A 17,872-nucleotide genomic window follows, 5' to 3' on the forward strand; every position below is an offset into this window, starting at 1 on the left:
TCCGTTTTCGGACGCCCCTCCTATCCGGTGGCGGGATCCGGGTGAGGGCTCCCACCTGGCCGAATGCGACACTGGGCGGCGTATGGCGCGATCTCGACGTCGTATACGCGGGCTCGATGCGTACGTGTCTGATGCCGGACTGAGCAGCCATGGGAGGCGTGTGATGGACGAGGCGCGGGCGCGGGACGTCCTCGCGGGGGCGGGGTTCGGGCGGGGCGGCACGGAGCTGCTCGCGCTGGGCGAGAACGCCGTGTTCACCGCCGGTGACCTGGTCGTCAAGGTGGGGCGTGACGCCGAACTCCTCGACCGGGCGCGGCGGGAGCTGGCCGTCGCACTCTGGCTCGCGTCGGCGGGCGTCCCCGCGGTGCGGGCCGCCGCACCCGAGGCGCGGCTCGTGACCGGTCACCCGGTGACGGTGTGGCACCGGCTGCCCGATGCCGTACGTCCCGCCGAGCCCCGCGATCTGGCCGAACTGCTGCAAAGGGTGCACGCCCTGCCCGCCCCCGCCTTCGGCCTGCCGCGCCGCGAGCTGCTGGGCGGCGTCGAGCGCTGGCTGCGGCTCGCGGGCGAGGCGATCGACCCGGCGGACGCCGCGTATCTGCGCGTGCGCCGCGACGGCTTCACGACGGCCGCCGCCGCGCTCACCCCGCAGCTGCCGCCGGGCCCGATCCACGGCGACGCGCTGCCGCGCAACGTCCACGTCGGCCCGGACGGCCCCGTCCTGGTCGACCTGGAGACCTTCTCCGCCGACCTGCGCGAGCACGACCTGGTGGTCATGGCCCTGTCCCGCGACCGCTACGGGCTGCCGGCCGAGGCGTACGACTCCTTCACGACCGCCTACGGCTGGGACGTGCGCGAGTGGGACGGCTGCGCCGTACTGCGCGGGGCACGCGAGACGGCCAGCTGCGCCTGGGTGGCCCAGCACGCGCCGAGCAACCCGAAGGCACAGGAGGAGTTCCAGCGACGGGTGGCCTCGCTGCGGGAGGGAGACACGACCATGCGCTGGTATCCGTTCTGAGAGCCGGCTGAGGTTCAGCGGTCCTGCCGGTTCAGTGGTCCTGCCGTCGGATCGCGTCCGCGGCACGGTGCAGCTCGGTCAGAACCGTGCGGACGGCTTTCCGTGCCGTGCGTTCGGGGCGGTAGAGGGCGTCGATGTGGCGCCGGGCCCGTACGCCGCTGAGTGGCTTGAGGACCAGCTCGGGATGCGGGCGTGTGGTCCAGCGGGGCATCAGGGCGAGGCCTCCGCCTGCGGCGACCGCCTCGGCGACGACGGCGAACTCGTTGATGCGGTGGGCGAGATGGAGCCGTTGGCCCGCTGCGGTGGCGATGGCCTCGATGGTGGCCATGAGCGGGAAGCCGTCGTGCACGGTGATCCACGGCTGGCCGGCCACATCGCGTGGAACGAGCCGCCGCTTCACGGCCAGCGGGTGATCGGCGGGCATGGCCACGTCGAGCGGTTCGCGCAGCAGCGTGGTCGCGGTCACCGTACGCGGCCACGGGGGCGCGTGCTCGAGACGGTGGGCGAGTACGAGGTCGTACTGCCTGGTCAGCGGCGGGAAGTCGGTCTGCGGGACGTCCTCGTCGGCGAGGGCCAGTTGAGGTCCGCCGGGTGCGGCGAGGCCGCGCAGCAGCAGGGGAAAGAACGCCGAGCCCGCACTGTGGAAGGCCGCCACCGACACCTCGCCGTCCGGCCGGTCGACGAACTCGGCGACGGTGTGCCGGGCTCGCTCCAGTGCCGTCTCCACCTCGATCGCCGCGTCGGCCAGGGCCTGCCCGGCGTCGGTGAGGACCAGTCTTCGCCCCTGTCGCTCGGTGAGCGGGACGGGCATCGCGCGTTGCAGCAGCCGCAGTTGCTGCGAGATCGCCGAGGGCGTCACCAGCAGCGCCTCGGCGACGGCGGTGACACTGCCCAGTTCCCCGAGCTCCCGCAGGATCCTCAGCTGCCGTTCGTCCATTGCCTCAGTGTAGGGATGCTAAAGGGTTGCTTAAGAAGGTGGCCCTGGGCTTCATGGAGCGGGGAAGGCAAGGTGGGCGCGTGCCTGATACCCGCCGTACCGATGCGGTACTTCTCCTTGTCGCGCTCGTCTGGGGCTCGAGTTATCTCTCCGCCCAGACAGCAGCCGCCGCGCTCCCGGTCCTGGTGGTGCTGTTCGCGCGGTACGCGCTGTCCGCGCTCGCCTGCCTCGGCCTGGTCGCCGCCGCCCGTCGAGGACCCCATGGGCGGACCCGTGGGTGGACCCGTGAGGAGCTCCGGGCCGGTGTGCCGCTGGGAGTCACACAGGCGGCCGTCCTGCTGATCGAGACCTACGGCGTCGCCCACACGAGCGCCGCCAACGCGGGGTTGATCATCAGCCTGACCATCGTGCTCACCCCTCTCCTGGACCGCTCGGGTCACCGTGGCGGTCTGCCTCCGGTCTTCTTCGCCGCCGCCGGGGTGTGTGTGCTGGCCGTCGGGCTTCTCATGGCCGGCAACGGGTTTCACGCGCTCCGCCTCGGTGATCTGCTGATGCTCGGCGCCGCGGTGGTGCGGGCGGCGCACGTGGTCCTCGTCGGACGGCTCACCGCGGGCCGGACGATACGTCCGCTGCAGCTGACGGCGGTTCAGACCCTGGTCGGCTCGGCCCTGTTCCTGGCGCCCGCCGCCCGCGACCTTCCGGACCTGGCGCACGTCGGCCTCGCGGCCTGGGCGCAGCTGCTCTATCTCGCCCTGTTCTGCAGCGTGTTCGCATTCCTCGCACAGACCTGGGCCGTGCAGCGCACCTCGGCCAGCCGGGCCAGCCTCCTGCTCGGCACCGAACCGATCTGGGCCGCCGCGGTCGGCATCGGCCTCGCAGGCGAGCACTTCACCGTGCTCACCGCGCTGGGAGCGGCCCTGATGGTCACCGGCACGTACTGGGGGCAGGCCGTGGAACGCGCCCATCGCGGCACCGCGCCACGCGCAAAAGACCCGAAGATCCCGCACCACACCGAAGAGGACCCTGTATGCCCGCCTGGCCCGGCACACCGAAGCCGGGCACCAGAACAAGCCATCCCTGGTGGCCCGCGTGACAGAAGTGGTTGAAAGCCTGACCGCAGGTCCGGGCTGGGGTTAGCCTCGTGATCCCATGGGGGCGAACTGACGTACGCATGAAAGCACTTCGGGGGGTACGTGTCACAACAGCGGCCGGCGCCACCGGACTCACCGACGAACGAGGCTTCCGCACTGCGGGAAACCGGTGCCGCACCCCTGCGGCCCGGCGACCCGGGCCGTGTCGGCCCCTATGTGCCACTGGGGACGCTCGGCAGCGGTGGCATGGGGCGGGTCTATCTGGCTCGTCCCGCGGACGACGGCCCCGGTCTGGTCGCGGTGAAGGTGATCAGGCCGGAGTACGCGGAGGACGCCCAGTTCCGGCGCCGGTTCAAGCATGAGGCGTCGGTGCACGCCCGGGTCCGTACGCCGCGCACGCCGCGATTATGCGGTACGGGCTTCCAGGACGAACTGCTGTGGATAGCCACCGAGTACGTCCCGGGACTCGATCTGGCCGATGCCATACGCGAGGACGGCGCCCTGGAGACGGCCACGGTCTGGCGTCTGGTGAAGGAACTGGGGCAGGCGCTTTCCGACCTCGCCGCCACGGGGATCGTGCACCGGGACCTGAAGCCGTCCAACGTTCTGCTGTCCGTCCGGGGTGCGCATGTGATCGACTTCGGCCTTTCGAAGGCCGCGGACGCGAGCGCGATCACCGGCACGGGCAACCGGGTGGGAACTCCGGCCTACATGTCGCCGGAGCACCTGCGGACGGGCCTGTGCGACACGGCGTCGGATGTCTTTTCGCTGGCCGGAACGCTGGTCTACGCGACGACGGGGCGTGGTCCGTTCGGTGACGGCACGGGTGTGGATGTGATGCACCGGGTGGCGTTCGAGGAGCCGAATTCGGAGCTGATGGCCAAGGTCTCGGCGGCGGACGCGGCGCTCGGTTCGCTGCTGTCCGACTGTCTGGCGAAGGAACCTGCGATGCGGCCCGCCCCGCAGGACCTGATCGACGCGGCGGCCGGGGCGCACTCCGGGACGTCCACCTGGCCCGAGCCGCTGCGCGGCAAGGTGCTGGCCCGGCAGCGGGCGTACGAGGCGCTGCACCGCCTCCCCGTCGAACAGACGACTCGTCTGCGGTCCTCGGGCGACCGGCCGGCGGCGGGGCCGCGGATCCCTTCCGAGCCGGTGCCCCAGTCCCAGCCCGCTCCGCCCGGTTCCGGACCATCGGTACAGGCGGCAGCTCCTTCCGGCGTCACACCGCCGGGGCAGTCCCCGGGGCAGTCACGCCCGGTGGAAGCTCGTCCTTGGGTACGGAGGAAGCCGGTGCTGGCCGTCGCCGCGGGCATCGCCCTCTGCGCGGTGGCCGCAGGAGTCTTCATGCTCACTCGTCCGGACACCGACACAAGCGCTTCGGCTCCGGAAGCCGGTGCGCCGACCGCCGTCGGCACCGTGCCCGGCGATGCCGGCGTCTCGCCGGTGCCGGAGGTCTCGGAGGGGACGTCTGCCCCGGGTGCGCCCGGCAACGGCGCGTCCGGCAACGGCGCCAACGGCGTCGGCGGCGTCGACGCCTCGCGTCCTGAGGTCTCCAGCACCGCCGACGACGGCAGGCGAAACGATCCCTCTGTTCCCGGCACCGAGACCAGCGTCCCCACTGACGCGGCTCCGTCCCCGAGCAGCCCGCCTCCCGAGCCCGCAACCCCACCCTGGATCTCCGACTGCACGCACTACTCCGGCAACGGACGCACACGCCCGGGAGACAGCGGCAAACGCGTGCGGCAGGTGCAGTGCATGCTGACGAAGCGCGGATACAGCGTGGGGAACACCGGCGTGGACGGCAACTTCGGCCCCGGCACGGAGTCCGCGGTGCGAAGCTTCCAGAGCGGCAAGGAACTGGCCGCCGACGGCGTCGTGGGCCGCGAGACCTGGGTCGCGCTGCGCAGCACGGAGTGACGTCCCCGATCCCGTGACCCGTCGCGCCGCCGCAGCGGCAGCCGAGACAGCCGACGCCGGGCATGACGGCCACGCCGGGGCTGCGGTGTCACCGCGTCCCGTGCGTGGCCTTGCGATCGGCCGGTCGGCGCGCCCTCAGACCCGTTCGTCCGTCACGTCCGCCAGGTCCCGCAGCGGCCATATCCCGTCGACCACCGCCGTCGCGTCCCCCTTGCGGCGCAGGAAGCTCTGGAAGTCGGCCGCCCACTCGGCGTACCACTCGATCTGGCGGCGGTGCAGCTCCGCCGGGCCGAGGGCCGCGACCTTGGGGTGGCGGCCGGCTATGGCGTGAGCGAGGCGGGCCGCGGCCAGGGCGTCCGCCGAGGCGTCGTGGGCGGAGTCCAGTGCGACTCCGTACTCCGCGCAGACCGCTTCGAGGTTGCGCTTGCCGCGGCGGTAGCGGTCCACGGAGCGGTCGATGGTGTACGGGTCGATGACCGGCGCCGGGGCCCGGCCGTCGAGCCGCTCGCGCAGTGACGGCAGGTCGTGGCGGCGCAGTTCGGCGGAGAGCAGAGTGAGGTCGAAGGCCGCGTTGTACGCCACGACCGGGACGCCCGTCTTCCAGTACGAGACGAGTACCGAGGCGATGGCGTCGGCCACTTCGTCGGCCGGGCGGCCTTCCGCGGCCGCCCGTTCGTTGCTGATGCCGTGTACCGCCACCGCGTCCGCCGGGATCTCGACTCCCGGATCGGCCAGCCACTCGCGGTGCCCTATCGGCTCTCCACCCCTGACCTCGATCACCGCTCCCGTGACGATGCGCGCCTCGCGCGGATCCGTCCCGGTCGTCTCCAGGTCGAAGCCGATCAGCAGCTCGCCGTGCCAGCCCATGCCGGGCCCCCTTCTTCGTGGTGCGTTCCCCCAGTGAGCTCCACGATCCCATGCGCCACTGACAATCAGAGGACCGCGTTCCGCTTACCGCTGCCCGTTCTGCCTGCCGGTAACGGGAGCTGTCAGGACACAGGCCGCGAATCCACCCAAGCCAGCTCGAACTCTTCCCGATACGTACCGAAGAGTCCCTCTTCGCCGGTGTCCTCCGCTTTGACCACGCGTCCGCCACCGCGCAGTACGAGCACCGGCGCCTCCATCCCCCGCGTCCGGCGCAGATACGACTGGACGACCGCTATGCCGTCCGAGCCGTCCCCGTCGACGAGGTACGCGGTGAAGCGGGGCGTCTCGTCGTAGACCTGGATCTGGAAGGCGCCGGGATCGCGCAGCCGGGCCCTCACGCGCCGCATATGGAGGATGTTCATCTCGACGGAGCGGCTCAACTCTCCGCGTTTGATGCCGAGTTCGCGCTCGCGTCGCTTCACGGCGCTGGAGGCGGGGTTCAGGAACAGCAGCCGCACCCGGCAGCCGGACTCGGCAAGGCGTACCAGCCGTCGTCCGGAGAAGTTCTGCACCAGGAGGTTCAGGCCGATGCCGATGGCGTCGAGGCGGCGGGCGCTGCCGAAGAGGTCCTCGGCGGGGAACTGCCGCATCAGCCGTACCCGGTCGGGGTGTACGGCCACCACGTCCGCATAGCGGTCGCCGACGAGGTTCTCTACGGCGTCGACGGGCAGCCGCCGCGCGGACGGCACATCGCTGCCCGCCCCGAGTATCTCCAGGAGCTTCGCCGAGGCGCGCTCGGCCTGGGCCAGGACCGCCTCGGACAGGGCGCGGTTGCGGGAGACGACGTTCCGGGTGACTTCCAGTTCGTCCAGGGCGAGTTCGACGTCCCGGCGCTCGTCGAAGTACGGCTCGAAGCACGGCCAGTGCTGCACCATCAGCTCGCGCAACTGCGGCAGCGTGAGGAAGCTGAGGACGTTGTCGTCGGCGGGGTCGAGCAGATAGCCCTTGCGCCGGCTGACCTCGCGTACCGCGACCGCGCGGTTCACCCATTCCTGGCCCGCGGGTCCGGCGGCGGCGACCACCCAGTCGTCCTCGCCGTGCACGGGTTCGTAGATGGGGCGCAGAACAGCGGCCACGACCGCGCGCAGCCGCTGTTCCACCAGATTCAGCCAGATGTAGGCGCGCCCGGCCCGCTGGGCGCGCGTACGCACCTCGCCCCAGGCGTCGGCGCCCCAGTCCAGCTCCGCACCGATCTCCATCGGTCGCGCCAGAGACACCGCCCCGGGTGGGACGTCCGTGGAGTTCCCCTCGTGACCGTTGTCACCAGAAGGCAACTCCCGCCCTCCCGAGCCCACCCGCGCACCGCCTTCCGCTCCCCCGAGTACTCCCCCAGCCAACGATCAAGGAAGGGTACTCCGTGCGCGGTCAACGGTGCAGCCGGATGGACAGGTCGATTCTCAACGGCCGTTGTCCGGCTGCCCGTTCTGATCGGCGAGGGCGGGCGGAGTGAGCGGATTCATAGCGGTGACGTCGCGCGGGGCGATCGAGAAGCCCTGCCAGTGGACCGGCATGGGCTGCTGGTCCTCGTCCCGGGCGACGTGGTGGAAGCCGACGTTCATCCAGACGATCGGCTGCGTGAGGGTCTGTCCGTTGACCCACTTGTCGACGGACTTACCGGCTCCGGTACCGCAGTTGCGCGGGTTGTGGCTGGCGAACTGCTCGCACTTCTTGTAGTCGGTGAAGTAGATGTCGTGCTTGGTGTAGCTGCGACCGGGGTACTTGGAGGTCGCTCCCGGGACGATCTCGTACGAGCGTGCGTGGTCGTCCTTGTTCTTGCCGGTGTTGCTGACGACCCGCCACCAGCGCATGTTCTTGGCGTCACCGGCGAGTTCCTTGGTGACCTTGGTACGCGTCGTCTTGGTGCGCGGCGCCTCGCCGCCCTGGGCGGGCGCGCTGACCACCGAGTCGTACTGCTCGACCTTGTTCTTGGTGGAGCCGTCCAGGCCGAAGTTGAGCCGCCAGAAGACGTTGTGGTTGTGGCTCGTGGCGTACGCCTTGGCGCCCTTGCCGATCGGCCAGCCGCGGCCGTCACCGGCGTCGTAGTCGCCGGGCGAGAGGCTGCCGGTGGCGCCGACGTTCATGTTGATCGTGCCGTCGTCCTGGAAGCGCCACTCGGTCATGTACTCGTACCAGCCGACCTGGTTGACGGTGTAGACGAGCAGGTCCTTGCCCTGGGCCTGGTAGACCCGGTTCCCCGTGTCGGCCTGCATGCGGTAGGCGTGGCCACGGGAACGGGTCGTGGTGCACAGGCCCTTGACGTTCGGGTTCTCCGGGTCCCAGGCGTCCGGGACCTTCACGGTCTTGATGGTGCCGCCGGGGCACTCGGCCGGCGCCAGGTTCATCAGGCCCTGGGCGAAACCGAAGCCCGTCAGGTCGTCGTACTCGACCGAGCCGTCGTCGTAGGGGACGTGGATCTGGGCGAGCTTGGCGCTGGTGAGGACCTTGATCGGCTGGGCCTCGCCCTTGGGCTGGTACGAGATGTCCTCCAGGACGAGCCCGGCGTTGGTGTCGTAGCGCCAGCACATCCGCCAGGTCGTGCCGGTGGAGAGCTTCTGCTCGATCCTGTACGCCGCGCTGCAGTCGGCGGCCGCCGCCGGGGCCGCCTTGGGCTGGGCGGCAGCGGGTCCCGCGGCCGACGTCACGCCGACGGCGAGTGCGGCCACGGAGAGGCCCACCGCCGCCCGGTTGCCGGCACGGCTGATTCTGTTCACACGCATGAAGAAGTGACTCCTTGCGGAAAGCACGAAAGTTTGGAAAGTGAACGGACGACGGCTCAGCCGAGCTTGCCGACCTTGCGGGTGCTCAGGTCGATCACCACGTCACGGGCGTCGATCCAGGGCCCGTTCTTGACCTTCGGGAACAGCCGTACGCAGCGTTCGTCCCCGCAGTCGGCGAGCGCGGCGGACTGGGCGCCCGAGGTCCCGCGGTAGACCATGCCGTTGAGCATCAGCTGGTCGGGCGAGGTGAGTTCCTTGCCGGTGGCGTCCTTGTAGTCGGCCTTCAGGCCGGAGCCGAGCGGGTCGGCGATCAGGAGCTCGGCGGCCTCGATCATCTCGGCGCGGCTGATGGACGGCTGGACACCTCGCTGGGTGTCCGTCCGCTCGACCTTCCCGGTGTCGAGGTTGATGGTCCTGGTGACGAGCGTGTCGTCCTCGTAGTCGTAGAACGTCACGTCGGCACGGCGGGGCGCGTTCGCGTCGTCCAGCTCGTCCGCCTCGGGCTCGGCGAGGTCGACGCTGAGCCGCTGCGGGCCGCGCTCCCCCTCGACGTTCTCGCTGGAGCGCTGCAGCTGCCGGTCCAGGGCGAGCTGCTCGACGCGCTTCGTCTCGTCGTCGGTCAGCGGGTCGCGTCCCTCACCCGTGTCGCCCTCCGCCGGGGCCTGCTCGACGACGCCCGGCTGCACGGCGGCCTGGCCCTGGCCCTGCTCCTGGCTCCCCTGGCCCGTCTGCTGAGCGTTCTGGCCGGCTCCCGCCCCGCTGCCGGAGTCGTCGGCTCCCGCCGAGCCCGGCAGCGTGACGGCGACCATCACGGCGGTCGTGGCGACCGCGATGCCCGCCCCCGCGACCACCTTGCCCAGATGGCGGTGCACTATGTTGCGCACATTTCCCCCTGCTCCCCTGCTATCCCTAGGAGTCCTATGAGCCCCACTGATCGGCATACGTATCGCGTATGCACTGGTCGACAGGTAAGAGGGACGTAAGTCATAGGTGGTTCCATCACTTTCGGGGAGACTCAGGCCGGAGTCGCCCCACGCGACGTCGCACAACTGGAAGAGTCGTATCCATGCAGGTCTGGCCTGGACAGGCGTACCCACTCGGTGCCACGTATGACGGCGCCGGCACCAACTTCGCGGTCTTCTCGGAGGCCGCCGACCGAATCGAGCTGTGTCTGCTCCATGACGACGGCTCGGAGACAGCGATAGAGCTGCGGGAGTCGGACGCGTTTGTGCGGCACGCGTACCTGCCCGGCATCATGCCGGGACAGCGGTACGGCTTCCGTGCGCACGGTCCGCACGCACCCGAGCGCGGACAGCGCTGCAATTCCGCGAAACTGCTGCTCGATCCGTACGCGCGTGCCATCAGCGGCAGCATCGACTGGGGCGAGGAGGTGTACGGCTACCACTTCGGCTCGCCGAACAAGCGCAATGATCTCGACTCGGCTCCCCACACGATGTCCTCGGTGGTGGTCAACCCGTACTTCGACTGGGGCGACGACCGGCTTCCGCGCACCGAGTACCACGAAACGGTGCTCTACGAGGCCCATGTGAAGGGCCTGACCATGCGCCATCCGGCGCTGCCGGACGAGCTGCGCGGCACGTACGCGGCGCTGGCGCATCCCGCGATCATCGAGCACCTCACGGAGCTGGGGGTCACGGCGCTTGAGCTGATGCCGGTCCACCAGTTCGTGAACGACCACCGTCTGGTCGACATGGGCCTGAACAACTACTGGGGCTACAACACGATCGGTTTCTTCGCCCCCCATAACGCGTACGCCTCCTGGGGCGACCGCGGGCAGCAGGTCCTGGAGTTCAAGTCCGCCGTACGAGCACTGCACGAAGCGGGCATCGAGGTCATTCTGGACGTGGTCTACAACCACACGGCGGAGGGCAACCACCTGGGGCCGACGCTGTCCTTCAGGGGCCTCGACAACGCCTCGTACTACCGGCTGACGGACGATCCCCGCTACTACATGGACACCACCGGCACCGGCAACTCCCTGCTGATGCGCTCCCCGCACGTGCTCCAGCTGATCATGGACTCGCTGCGCTACTGGGTCACCGAGATGCACGTCGACGGCTTCCGCTTCGACCTCGCGGCGACGCTCGCCCGGCAGTTCCACGAGGTGGACCGGCTGTCGTCGTTCTTCGACCTGGTGCAGCAGGACCCGGTGGTCTCCCAGGTGAAGCTGATCGCCGAGCCCTGGGACGTCGGCGAGGGCGGCTACCAGGTGGGCAATTTCCCGCCGCTGTGGACCGAGTGGAACGGCAAGTACCGCGACACCGTACGGGACCTGTGGCGGGGCGAGCCTCGCACGCTCGCGGAGTTCGCGTCCCGGCTGACGGGGTCCTCCGACCTCTACCAGGACGACGGGCGGCGCCCGCTCGCCTCGATCAACTTCGTCACCTGCCACGACGGCTTCACGCTGCACGACATGGTGTCGTACAACGACAAGCACAACGCGGCCAACGGCGAGGACAACCGCGACGGCGAGAGCCACAACCGGTCCTGGAACTGCGGGGTCGAGGGCGAGACCGACGACCCGGCGATCCTGGAGCTGCGGGCGCGGCAGATGCGGAACTTCATCGCGACGCTGATGCTCTCCCAGGGCGTGCCGATGCTCAGCCACGGCGACGAGTTCGCCCGCACGCAGGGCGGCAACAACAACGCGTACTGCCAGGACAACGAGCTGGCCTGGGTGCCATGGCCGGAGGACCCGGAAGACGGCGGCGAGCTGCTCGCGTTCACCCGCGCGATGGTGTGGCTGCGCCGCGAGCATCCCGTCTTCCGGCGGCGCCGGTTCTTCCACGGGCGGCCCGTGCAGGGCACCCACGACGAGCTGTCGGACATCGTCTGGTTCACCCCGTCCGGCGAGGAGATGACCCAGCACGACTGGAACTCCACGCAGGCACGGGCACTGTCCGTCTTCCTCAACGGCAACGCGATCTCCGAGCCGGGGCCGCGCGGGGAGCGGATCGCCGACGACTCGTTCCTGCTGATGTTCAACGCCTCGCCGAAGACCATGGAGTTCGTGGTGCCGGTCGATCACGGGAAGCAGTGGCAGGTCGTCGTCGACACGGCGCGGACCGAAGCGGTGCCTCCGGGGACGGGGGCGAAGGTGCAGGCGGGGGATCGCCTGACGCTCGTCGACCGGAGCGTGATGGTGTTGCAGCGGCCGGCGTGATGACGCAGCCCGGCGCCCCTAAAGGAGGCCGCAGGCCCTCCTTTAGGGGCGCGGGGAACTGCGCGACCAGCCACAACGGACCCGCAGCGTCAAAACTTCCCTCCCAGCGAAGCGCAAGCGTGTCAATGACACGAAAGGCTCGCCTGCGGGGTACGTAGGTTGCCATGACACCTTCGCGTCAAGAACCGGCGCCGACCGCCACCTACCGGCTCCAGCTGCAGCCGCAGTTCCCGTTTGGTGCCGCCGAGGCCTCCGTGCCGTATCTGGCCTCGCTCGGCGTCTCGCATCTGCATCTGTCGCCGGTACTGGAGGCCGTGCCGGGGTCGCCGCACGGCTATGACGTGGTGGACCACGCGCGCGTGCGGGACGAGCTGGGCGGCGAGGAGGGCCTGCGGTCCCTGTCGCGCACCGCGCGGGAGCACGGCCTGGGACTCGTGGTGGACATCGTGCCGAACCACATGGCGATGGTCCCGCGGCACAACCGCGCCCTGTGGGAGGTGCTGCGGGAGGGCCCGGGCTCGCCCTACGCGCGCTGGTTCGACATCGACTGGGAGGCGCAGGACGGCCGGATGCTGCTGCCGGTGCTCGGCGGGCGGCTCGGCACGGAGCTCGGCCGGCTGGAGGTCGACGGCGAGGTGCTGCGCTATCACGAACACGCGTTCCCCCTGCGTGCCGGCACCGAGGACCTGCCGCTTCCTCAGCTTCTGGAAGCGCAGTGGTACCGCCTTGCGTGGTGGCGGCTGGCCCGTACGGAGCTCAACTACCGCCGTTTCTTCAGCATTTCGGAGCTCATCGGGGTACGGGTCGAGGACCCGGAGGTGTTCGGGGCCACCCACGCGAAGATCCTCCAGCTGCTGGACGAGGGCGTGGTCGACGGGCTGCGGATCGACCACCCCGACGGCCTTGCGGACCCGGACGCGTACCTCCAGCGGCTCCACGAGGCGACGGGCGGGCGCTGGACGGTGGTCGAGAAGATCCTCGCGGAGGGCGAACCGCTGCCTGCCGCCTGGCCGGTCGCGGGCACCACCGGCTACGACGCGCTGCGGCACATCGACGGCCTCTTCACGGACCCGGCGGGCGCGGGGGAGCTCCTCGGTCAGTACCGGCGGTTCGCGGCGCCCCAGGCCGACCGTGGCGGCGTCTGGGAGGCGACGGTGCGGCGGGCCGCGTACAAGGTGGTCCATCACGAGCTGGCCACCGAGATCGACCGCCTGACCCGCGAGGCCGACCATCTGTGCCGTACGTCCCCGGACCCCGCGCTGCGCGACCACGCCCCCTGGGCCCTGCGCACCGCGCTGCGCGAGCTCCTCGTACGCCTCCAGGTCTACCGGCCGTACGCCTCCGGGGACGCCGCCGCGGTCGTCACCGAGGAGGCCGCACACGAGGCGCGGGGGGCCTTCACGGTGCCGGAGGAGGCCCACGCGGTGGACGTCGTACGGGACCTGGTGCTCGGCCGGACCGGGGAGGGGCCCGAGCGCGAGGGGTTCCGGGCGCGGTTCGCGCAGACCGCGTCGGCGCTGCGGGCCAAGTCCATGGAGGACACGGCGTTCTACCGGTACGTACCCGTCCTCTCGGCGAACGAGGTGGGCGGCGAGCCGGAGTTCCCCGCCGTGACCCCGGAGGACTTCCACACGTACTGCGCGCGCGTGCAGCGCGACTGGCCCGCCACCGGCACCGTGCTGTCCACCCACGACACCAAGCGCAGCGCCGACGTGCGGGCGGCGATCTCCGTGCTCACCCAGTGCCCCCTGCGCTGGGCCGACCTGCTGGCCGAGGTGACCGGGCAGACGGCGGTCGACGGGGTGGGCGCGCCGGATCCCCAGGTGGCGTGGGCGGCGTGGCAGACGGCGGTCGGCCTCGGGCCCTCGGCCGAGGAACGGCTCCAGGGCGCCTTGTTGAAGCACGTCCGGGAGGCCGGCCTGTTCACCTCGTGGACGGAGCAGGATCCCGCGTACGAGGCCTCCGTCGCCGCCTTCCTGAAGGCGGGGCCGTGCGGGGCGCCCGGGCGGCGTGCCGCCGAGTTCAGGGCGTCCCTCGAGCCCCATGTGCGGGCGAACGTCCTCGGGGCCACCCTCGTCCAGCTGACGATGCCGGGCGTGCCGGACGTCTACCAGGGCACGGAGGTCGAGTACCGTGCACTCGTGGACCCGGACAACCGGCGCTCGGCCCACTTCCCGCCGAAGGACACCGGCGACCTGTCCGCCGAGAAGGCCGCCCTCACCGCGACCGCGCTGCGACTGCGGAGGCAACGCCCCGCCGTCTTCGGCGAGTCGGCCACGTACACCCCGCTCGACGCGGAAGGCACGGCCGCCGCGCACTGCGTAGCCTTCGTACGCTCCGGGGAGGCGATCACCGCCGTCACCCGCCTGTCCCTGCGTCTGGAGGAGGCGGGCGGCTGGCGCGACACACTGCTGCCGCTGCCCGAGGGGCGGTGGGCCGATCTGCTCACTCCAGGACGGGAGTTCACGGGGCACGCGCGCGTGGACGCGCTTTTCGAGCGGTTGCCCGTGGTGCTCCTGGAGAGGGTGGGCGAACCCGAAGGCTCGCGTGACTGAGGTCGGTGCCGTTCATGCATCCGTGCGCCCGCGGACACCTCCTTGACAGTTCATCCAGTCCGTGGAGTACTGCGGATTGCGGCGCAGGGCGGACCTAGACGGGGGTGAGTCTCCTGCCGGAGAGGCACTACCCCAGTGTGACCGAAATCGTCACGTCCGCCCGGGCGTTGGCGGCTCAGCAGCCATGGCTGTGCTCGCTCGAGCAGGTCGGGGTCTCGCGGGCGGGGCGACCGCTGCATCTGCTGTCCCTTGGGCATGCCGAGCGGGCCGTGCTGGTGGTCGCGGGGGCTCACGCCAATGAGCCCACCGGGGGTTCCACTCTCCTCGCGCTGGCTGAACGGGTGTTGCACGAGCGGCAGTTGAGGGCCGATACGTCGTGGCACTTTCTGCTGTGTGCGGATCCGGACGGGGCGAGTCTTCATGTGACTCCCGCGCCACGGACCCTGCTCGACTATCACCGCGGGTTCTTCCGCCCCGCCGGACCCGAGCAGCCGGAGTGGTCGCCCTCCGTGCTGCCGCCCGACCGGCTGCCGCCCGAGACGCGTGCCCTCACCAGGGTCATCGACGAGCTGCGTCCCTACCTCCAGGCGACCCTCCACGGGACCGATCTGGGCGGCAGCTGGGTGCAGTTGACGAAGGATGTGCCGGGGCTGGCGGAGCCGTTCGCCAAGTCCGCGGCGGAGCTGCACATTCCGGTGGAGACGGGGGCCTCGGACGCGGCGGGCTGGCCTGCCTCCGGGCCCGGGGTGCATGTGATGCCCGAGCCGGGCTCGGACGCGCCGTATCCGAGCATGCCGGACGATGCCCGGCACAGCACCTGGTACCACGCCCACCGGTACGGCGGTCTGACCGCGGTCGTGGAAGTGCCGATGTGGGCCAGCGACCTGGTCGACGACCCGGCGCCGCATCCCGCGCCGGCCGCGGCGATGCGGCAACTGGCGCGCCGGCTGCTGCGGCACTCGCTCGAGGTGGAGGGCGTCCTCACCGAGGCCCTGCCCCGCCTTCCGGGCCCCGACGGACCACTGCTGCGTGCCACGAAGTGGGCCCTGGAGCTGGTACCGGGGCTGGCCGGCGACTGGGCCCACCATCCTCCGGCGGACACGACGATGGCGTACGTCGGCAGCGTGGACGCGTTCGGCCGCCGGCTCCCGCTGCGGGCCGCCGCGATGCTGCTGCGGGTCCTCCAGGAGACCGACGACCGCGCGGCACCGCACCTGGAGCACCTCGTCGCCTCCTGGAGCGAGTCCTTCGCCGAACGCTTCCGCGCCCGCTGGGTGCCGCTGGAGCACCAGGTCGAGCATCAGAGCCGTACGGTGGTCGCGGCGGCGCGCCACGCACGGGACTACGCGGAGTAGGCCCTTGATCCGAGCCCCCTCAGGCTTACTCGAACGGCACTTCGGCCTTGGCCGGGGGCCCGCCGACCGCACTGGCGCCGGGGCGCGACACCGGCGCCCGGCGGCCCGCCAGTTCGAAGGCGTGGAGCACCACCCGCGCCTGGTACTCGACCTGCCGCGCGACCGGGATCCAGCGCGCCTGGTGCCCGTCGTGGTAGTCCGCGCACCACACGTCGATCAGCCGGTCGAGGTCCGGCAGCGCGCCGGACGGGTCGCATCCGGCGCGTGTCACGAGCTGGTGCAGCAGCCCCGCCGTACGCAGCGCTATCCGCCGCGCGGAGATACGCAGCGCGGTCAATCGGGCAGTGTCCAGCGGCGGCAGGGGATGCGTGCCGTCGCCGGCTTCCGTGTCGGGGTCCCAGGAGTCGGCGAGGCCGGGGCCGACCAGTAAATAGTCGTCGACCGGTGCGAGAAGGGAGGCCGTGTCCGCTGCCGTGCCGAGGCCGGGGCGGATCCGTGTCAGCAGCGCCTCCAGAACCCGTGTGTCGCGGCGCAACGTACGGCTCACGGCCCTCAGCGCCTCGTCGGCGTCGGCAGGCGGCGAGGCGTCCCCCACGGCCCGTACGCCCCACATGGGGGCCTCGACGACCGCGGTGACCGTGCCGTACCGGTGCGGGTGGAACCAGGTGGACTCGACCGCCGCCTCCGTGATGGCGGCGGCCAGGTCCGCGCGCCGCGGGGGCGGGATGCGGTAGACGGCGGGCCCCAGGGTGGGCCAGTACAGCGTGTCGTACGGCCCGAGTTCGAGGGGGATGCCCAGGCGGGCCGCGGTGTGGGCCAGGCGCGGGGCGAGGCCGGGCAGTTCGCGGGTCAGCTCGACGAAGCCGCCGCCCACGTCGACGCCGTGCAGGGAGCACTGGAAGAAGGGCCGCAGTTCGTCCTGGAGGTCGAGCAGGGCGCGGGTCTCCGGCAGGGCGGCGCAGTCCGCGCCGTCGGGCAGCCACTCGGGCTGCTCGCGGAAGCCGGGCCTGAAGAAGTGCCGGAAGTAGTGGCCGAGGGTGTAAGGCCCGGACAGCCAGCCCTCGTTGCGGCGCGCGCCGTCCGGGTCGAGGCACAGCAGCAGGTTCCAGGTCGCGTCGGCGCCCTCGCACAGCCGGGGGTCGGCCAGCGCCCGTTCGGCGAGGCGCAGGGCGGTGGCGCCGCCCACGGGCTCGTTGGCGTGCGGTCCCGCGACGACGAGGGCCTGACGGCTGCCGTGTCCGACGGACAGCAGCCACAGCGGGAGCCCGGCGCGGGAGGTGCCCACCCGGCGCAGCCGGGCGTCCTTCGGGTGACGCTGGACGAGCGCCGCCGCCCGGACGCGCAGCTCGTCCACGGACGGGTAGCGGAGGAGTTGCGGCAGGGTCTTACCTCCGCTGCGAGTAGCTGTTCGGTTCACTTGCTGTGGGTGGCGTAAGCACAGTGAGTCACGATCACGCGGGTACGTCAACACCGCCGTGTGTGCGGGATGTTCGGCCTTCGCGGGCCGTTTGCCCGGAGGCTGCGGTTCCGCTCACCGGGCAGGAAGCGTCAGTCCGTGGCGAGCCGGAACGACATCCGCCCGAAGCTGACCTGATCGCCGGCCTGGACCACGGCTGCGCCGATCACCCGCCGCCCGTTCACGGAGGTGCCGTTGGTCGAGCCGAGGTCGCGCAGCACCCACAAGCCGCCCTGGCGGGTGAGTTCGGCGTGCACGCGGGAGACCGTCTCGTGGCTGAGCCTGAGTCCACTGGCCGGGTCGCGGCCTATACGCAGCGGGTACGGGCTCTCGGGGCGGGGCAGCAGCAACTTGGGGAGCTTCTCGGCCTGCCAGGCCCTGCTCAGCCGTACGGTGAAGCCGGAGACCGCCTCCACGGTGCCGAACACCAGCCGCGAGAAACGGCTCTCCTTGCGCAGATCGGCAGTGAGCGCGGCGAGTTCGTCGGAGGTGCGGGCGGCGAGCGCGAGTTCCATCCGGTGGACGAACGTGTTGTGCGAGATCCTGCCCACAGCGGCGCCCTCTCGGAGCACACTCAACGCCCTGTCCCGCTCGGCGTCCGACAGCCGAGGGGCGGGATAGGTGTGGAACTCGAAAGACGACGTCACGCTGGTGATTGTCGGTCAGCGCGGCCAAGGTGTCCAGAAAACGAGGAACTAGCGAGGAACTTGGTACG

The 17,872-nt window shown here is 71.0% G+C and carries 13 protein-coding genes; 6 read left to right on the forward strand and 7 right to left on the reverse strand.

Annotated elements, in window-relative coordinates; genetic code table 11:
* The first annotated feature begins 163 nt into the window (after nt 1-163).
* On the forward strand, nt 164-1,018 hold the full coding sequence (locus IEZ21_RS30970; RefSeq protein ID WP_189325176.1) for a phosphotransferase enzyme family protein: 855 nt from the start codon (nt 164-166) through the stop codon (nt 1,016-1,018).
* Between the two features lie 31 nt (nt 1,019-1,049).
* Here the strand turns inward: IEZ21_RS30970 and IEZ21_RS30975 are convergent, their stop codons facing one another.
* A complete protein-coding gene (locus tag IEZ21_RS30975) occupies nt 1,050-1,955 on the reverse strand; it encodes a LysR family transcriptional regulator (RefSeq protein WP_189325177.1) in 906 nt (301 codons plus the stop codon).
* Nucleotides 1,956-2,035: 80 nt separating this feature from the next.
* On the opposite strand from IEZ21_RS30975, the gene IEZ21_RS30980 reads away from it, so the two are divergent.
* Both IEZ21_RS30980 and IEZ21_RS30985 read left to right on the forward strand, forming a co-directional pair.
* Nucleotides 2,036-3,061, forward strand: a complete 1,026-nt coding sequence (locus IEZ21_RS30980; RefSeq protein WP_189325178.1) for a DMT family transporter — start codon at nt 2,036-2,038, stop codon at nt 3,059-3,061.
* Between the two features lie 87 nt (nt 3,062-3,148).
* Nucleotides 3,149-4,963 (forward strand): protein kinase domain-containing protein, encoded by a 1,815-nt coding sequence (locus tag IEZ21_RS30985; protein WP_246568308.1) that lies wholly within the window; start codon nt 3,149-3,151, stop codon nt 4,961-4,963.
* Between the two features lie 135 nt (nt 4,964-5,098).
* On the opposite strand, the gene IEZ21_RS30990 is transcribed toward IEZ21_RS30985, so the two are convergent.
* The 4 genes from IEZ21_RS30990 to IEZ21_RS31005 form a co-directional block, all read right to left on the reverse strand.
* Entirely contained in the window at nt 5,099-5,830 is a 732-nt protein-coding gene (locus IEZ21_RS30990; RefSeq protein ID WP_189325179.1) for a 3'-5' exonuclease, read from the reverse strand.
* Nucleotides 5,831-5,952: 122 nt separating this feature from the next.
* Complete coding sequence (locus tag IEZ21_RS30995; RefSeq protein ID WP_033322612.1) at nt 5,953-7,185, reverse strand: DUF5919 domain-containing protein; 1,233 nt, start codon at nt 7,183-7,185, stop codon at nt 5,953-5,955.
* A 102-nt stretch (nt 7,186-7,287) separates the two neighbouring features.
* Entirely contained in the window at nt 7,288-8,607 is a 1,320-nt protein-coding gene (locus tag IEZ21_RS31000; protein ID WP_189325180.1) for a copper amine oxidase, read from the reverse strand.
* 56 nt (nt 8,608-8,663) lie between these two features.
* Nucleotides 8,664-9,491: a Tat pathway signal sequence domain protein gene (locus IEZ21_RS31005; protein ID WP_189325181.1), complete on the reverse strand. Its 828-nt coding sequence runs from the start codon at nt 9,489-9,491 to the stop codon at nt 8,664-8,666.
* 182 nt (nt 9,492-9,673) lie between these two features.
* Between IEZ21_RS31005 and glgX the strand changes: the two genes are divergently transcribed.
* The 3 genes from glgX (at nt 9,674) to IEZ21_RS31020 (ending at nt 15,701) form a co-directional block, all read left to right on the forward strand.
* Nucleotides 9,674-11,791 carry a glycogen debranching protein GlgX gene (glgX, locus tag IEZ21_RS31010; protein ID WP_189325182.1) on the forward strand — a complete coding sequence of 706 codons (2,118 nt, stop codon included), beginning with the start codon at nt 9,674-9,676 and terminating at the stop codon, nt 11,789-11,791.
* Between the two features lie 164 nt (nt 11,792-11,955).
* Nucleotides 11,956-14,346 (forward strand): malto-oligosyltrehalose synthase, encoded by a 2,391-nt coding sequence (gene treY, locus IEZ21_RS31015; RefSeq protein WP_189325183.1) that lies wholly within the window; start codon nt 11,956-11,958, stop codon nt 14,344-14,346.
* Nucleotides 14,347-14,450: 104 nt separating this feature from the next.
* On the forward strand, nt 14,451-15,701 hold the full coding sequence (locus IEZ21_RS31020; protein ID WP_189325184.1) for a M14 family zinc carboxypeptidase: 1,251 nt from the start codon (nt 14,451-14,453) through the stop codon (nt 15,699-15,701).
* 25 nt (nt 15,702-15,726) lie between these two features.
* On the opposite strand, the gene IEZ21_RS31025 is transcribed toward IEZ21_RS31020, so the two are convergent.
* A complete protein-coding gene (locus tag IEZ21_RS31025; RefSeq protein WP_189325269.1) occupies nt 15,727-17,055 on the reverse strand; it encodes a M14 family zinc carboxypeptidase in 1,329 nt (442 codons plus the stop codon).
* Between the two features lie 194 nt (nt 17,056-17,249).
* Nucleotides 17,250-17,804, reverse strand: a complete 555-nt coding sequence (locus IEZ21_RS31030; protein WP_189325185.1) for an FHA domain-containing protein — start codon at nt 17,802-17,804, stop codon at nt 17,250-17,252.
* Nucleotides 17,805-17,872: the final 68 nt, after the last annotated feature.

Origin of the sequence: Streptomyces flaveus (assembly GCF_014647675.1) — a bacterium.
In the GTDB taxonomy this organism is placed as follows: domain Bacteria; phylum Actinomycetota; class Actinomycetes; order Streptomycetales; family Streptomycetaceae; genus Streptomyces; species Streptomyces flaveus.

Excerpts from the sequence above, each read along its gene's own strand:
- glgX (WP_189325182.1), top strand. The coding sequence starts at position 9,674 with ATGCAGGTCTGGCCTGGACAGGCGTACCCACTCGGTGCCACGTATGAC.
- IEZ21_RS31000 (WP_189325180.1), bottom strand. The coding sequence starts at position 8,607 with ATGCGTGTGAACAGAATCAGCCGTGCCGGCAACCGGGCGGCGGTGGGC.
- treY (WP_189325183.1), top strand. The coding sequence starts at position 11,956 with ATGACACCTTCGCGTCAAGAACCGGCGCCGACCGCCACCTACCGGCTC.
- IEZ21_RS30970 (WP_189325176.1), top strand. The coding sequence starts at position 164 with ATGGACGAGGCGCGGGCGCGGGACGTCCTCGCGGGGGCGGGGTTCGGG.
- IEZ21_RS30990 (WP_189325179.1), bottom strand. The coding sequence starts at position 5,830 with ATGGGCTGGCACGGCGAGCTGCTGATCGGCTTCGACCTGGAGACGACC.
- IEZ21_RS30975 (WP_189325177.1), bottom strand. The coding sequence starts at position 1,955 with ATGGACGAACGGCAGCTGAGGATCCTGCGGGAGCTCGGGGAACTGGGC.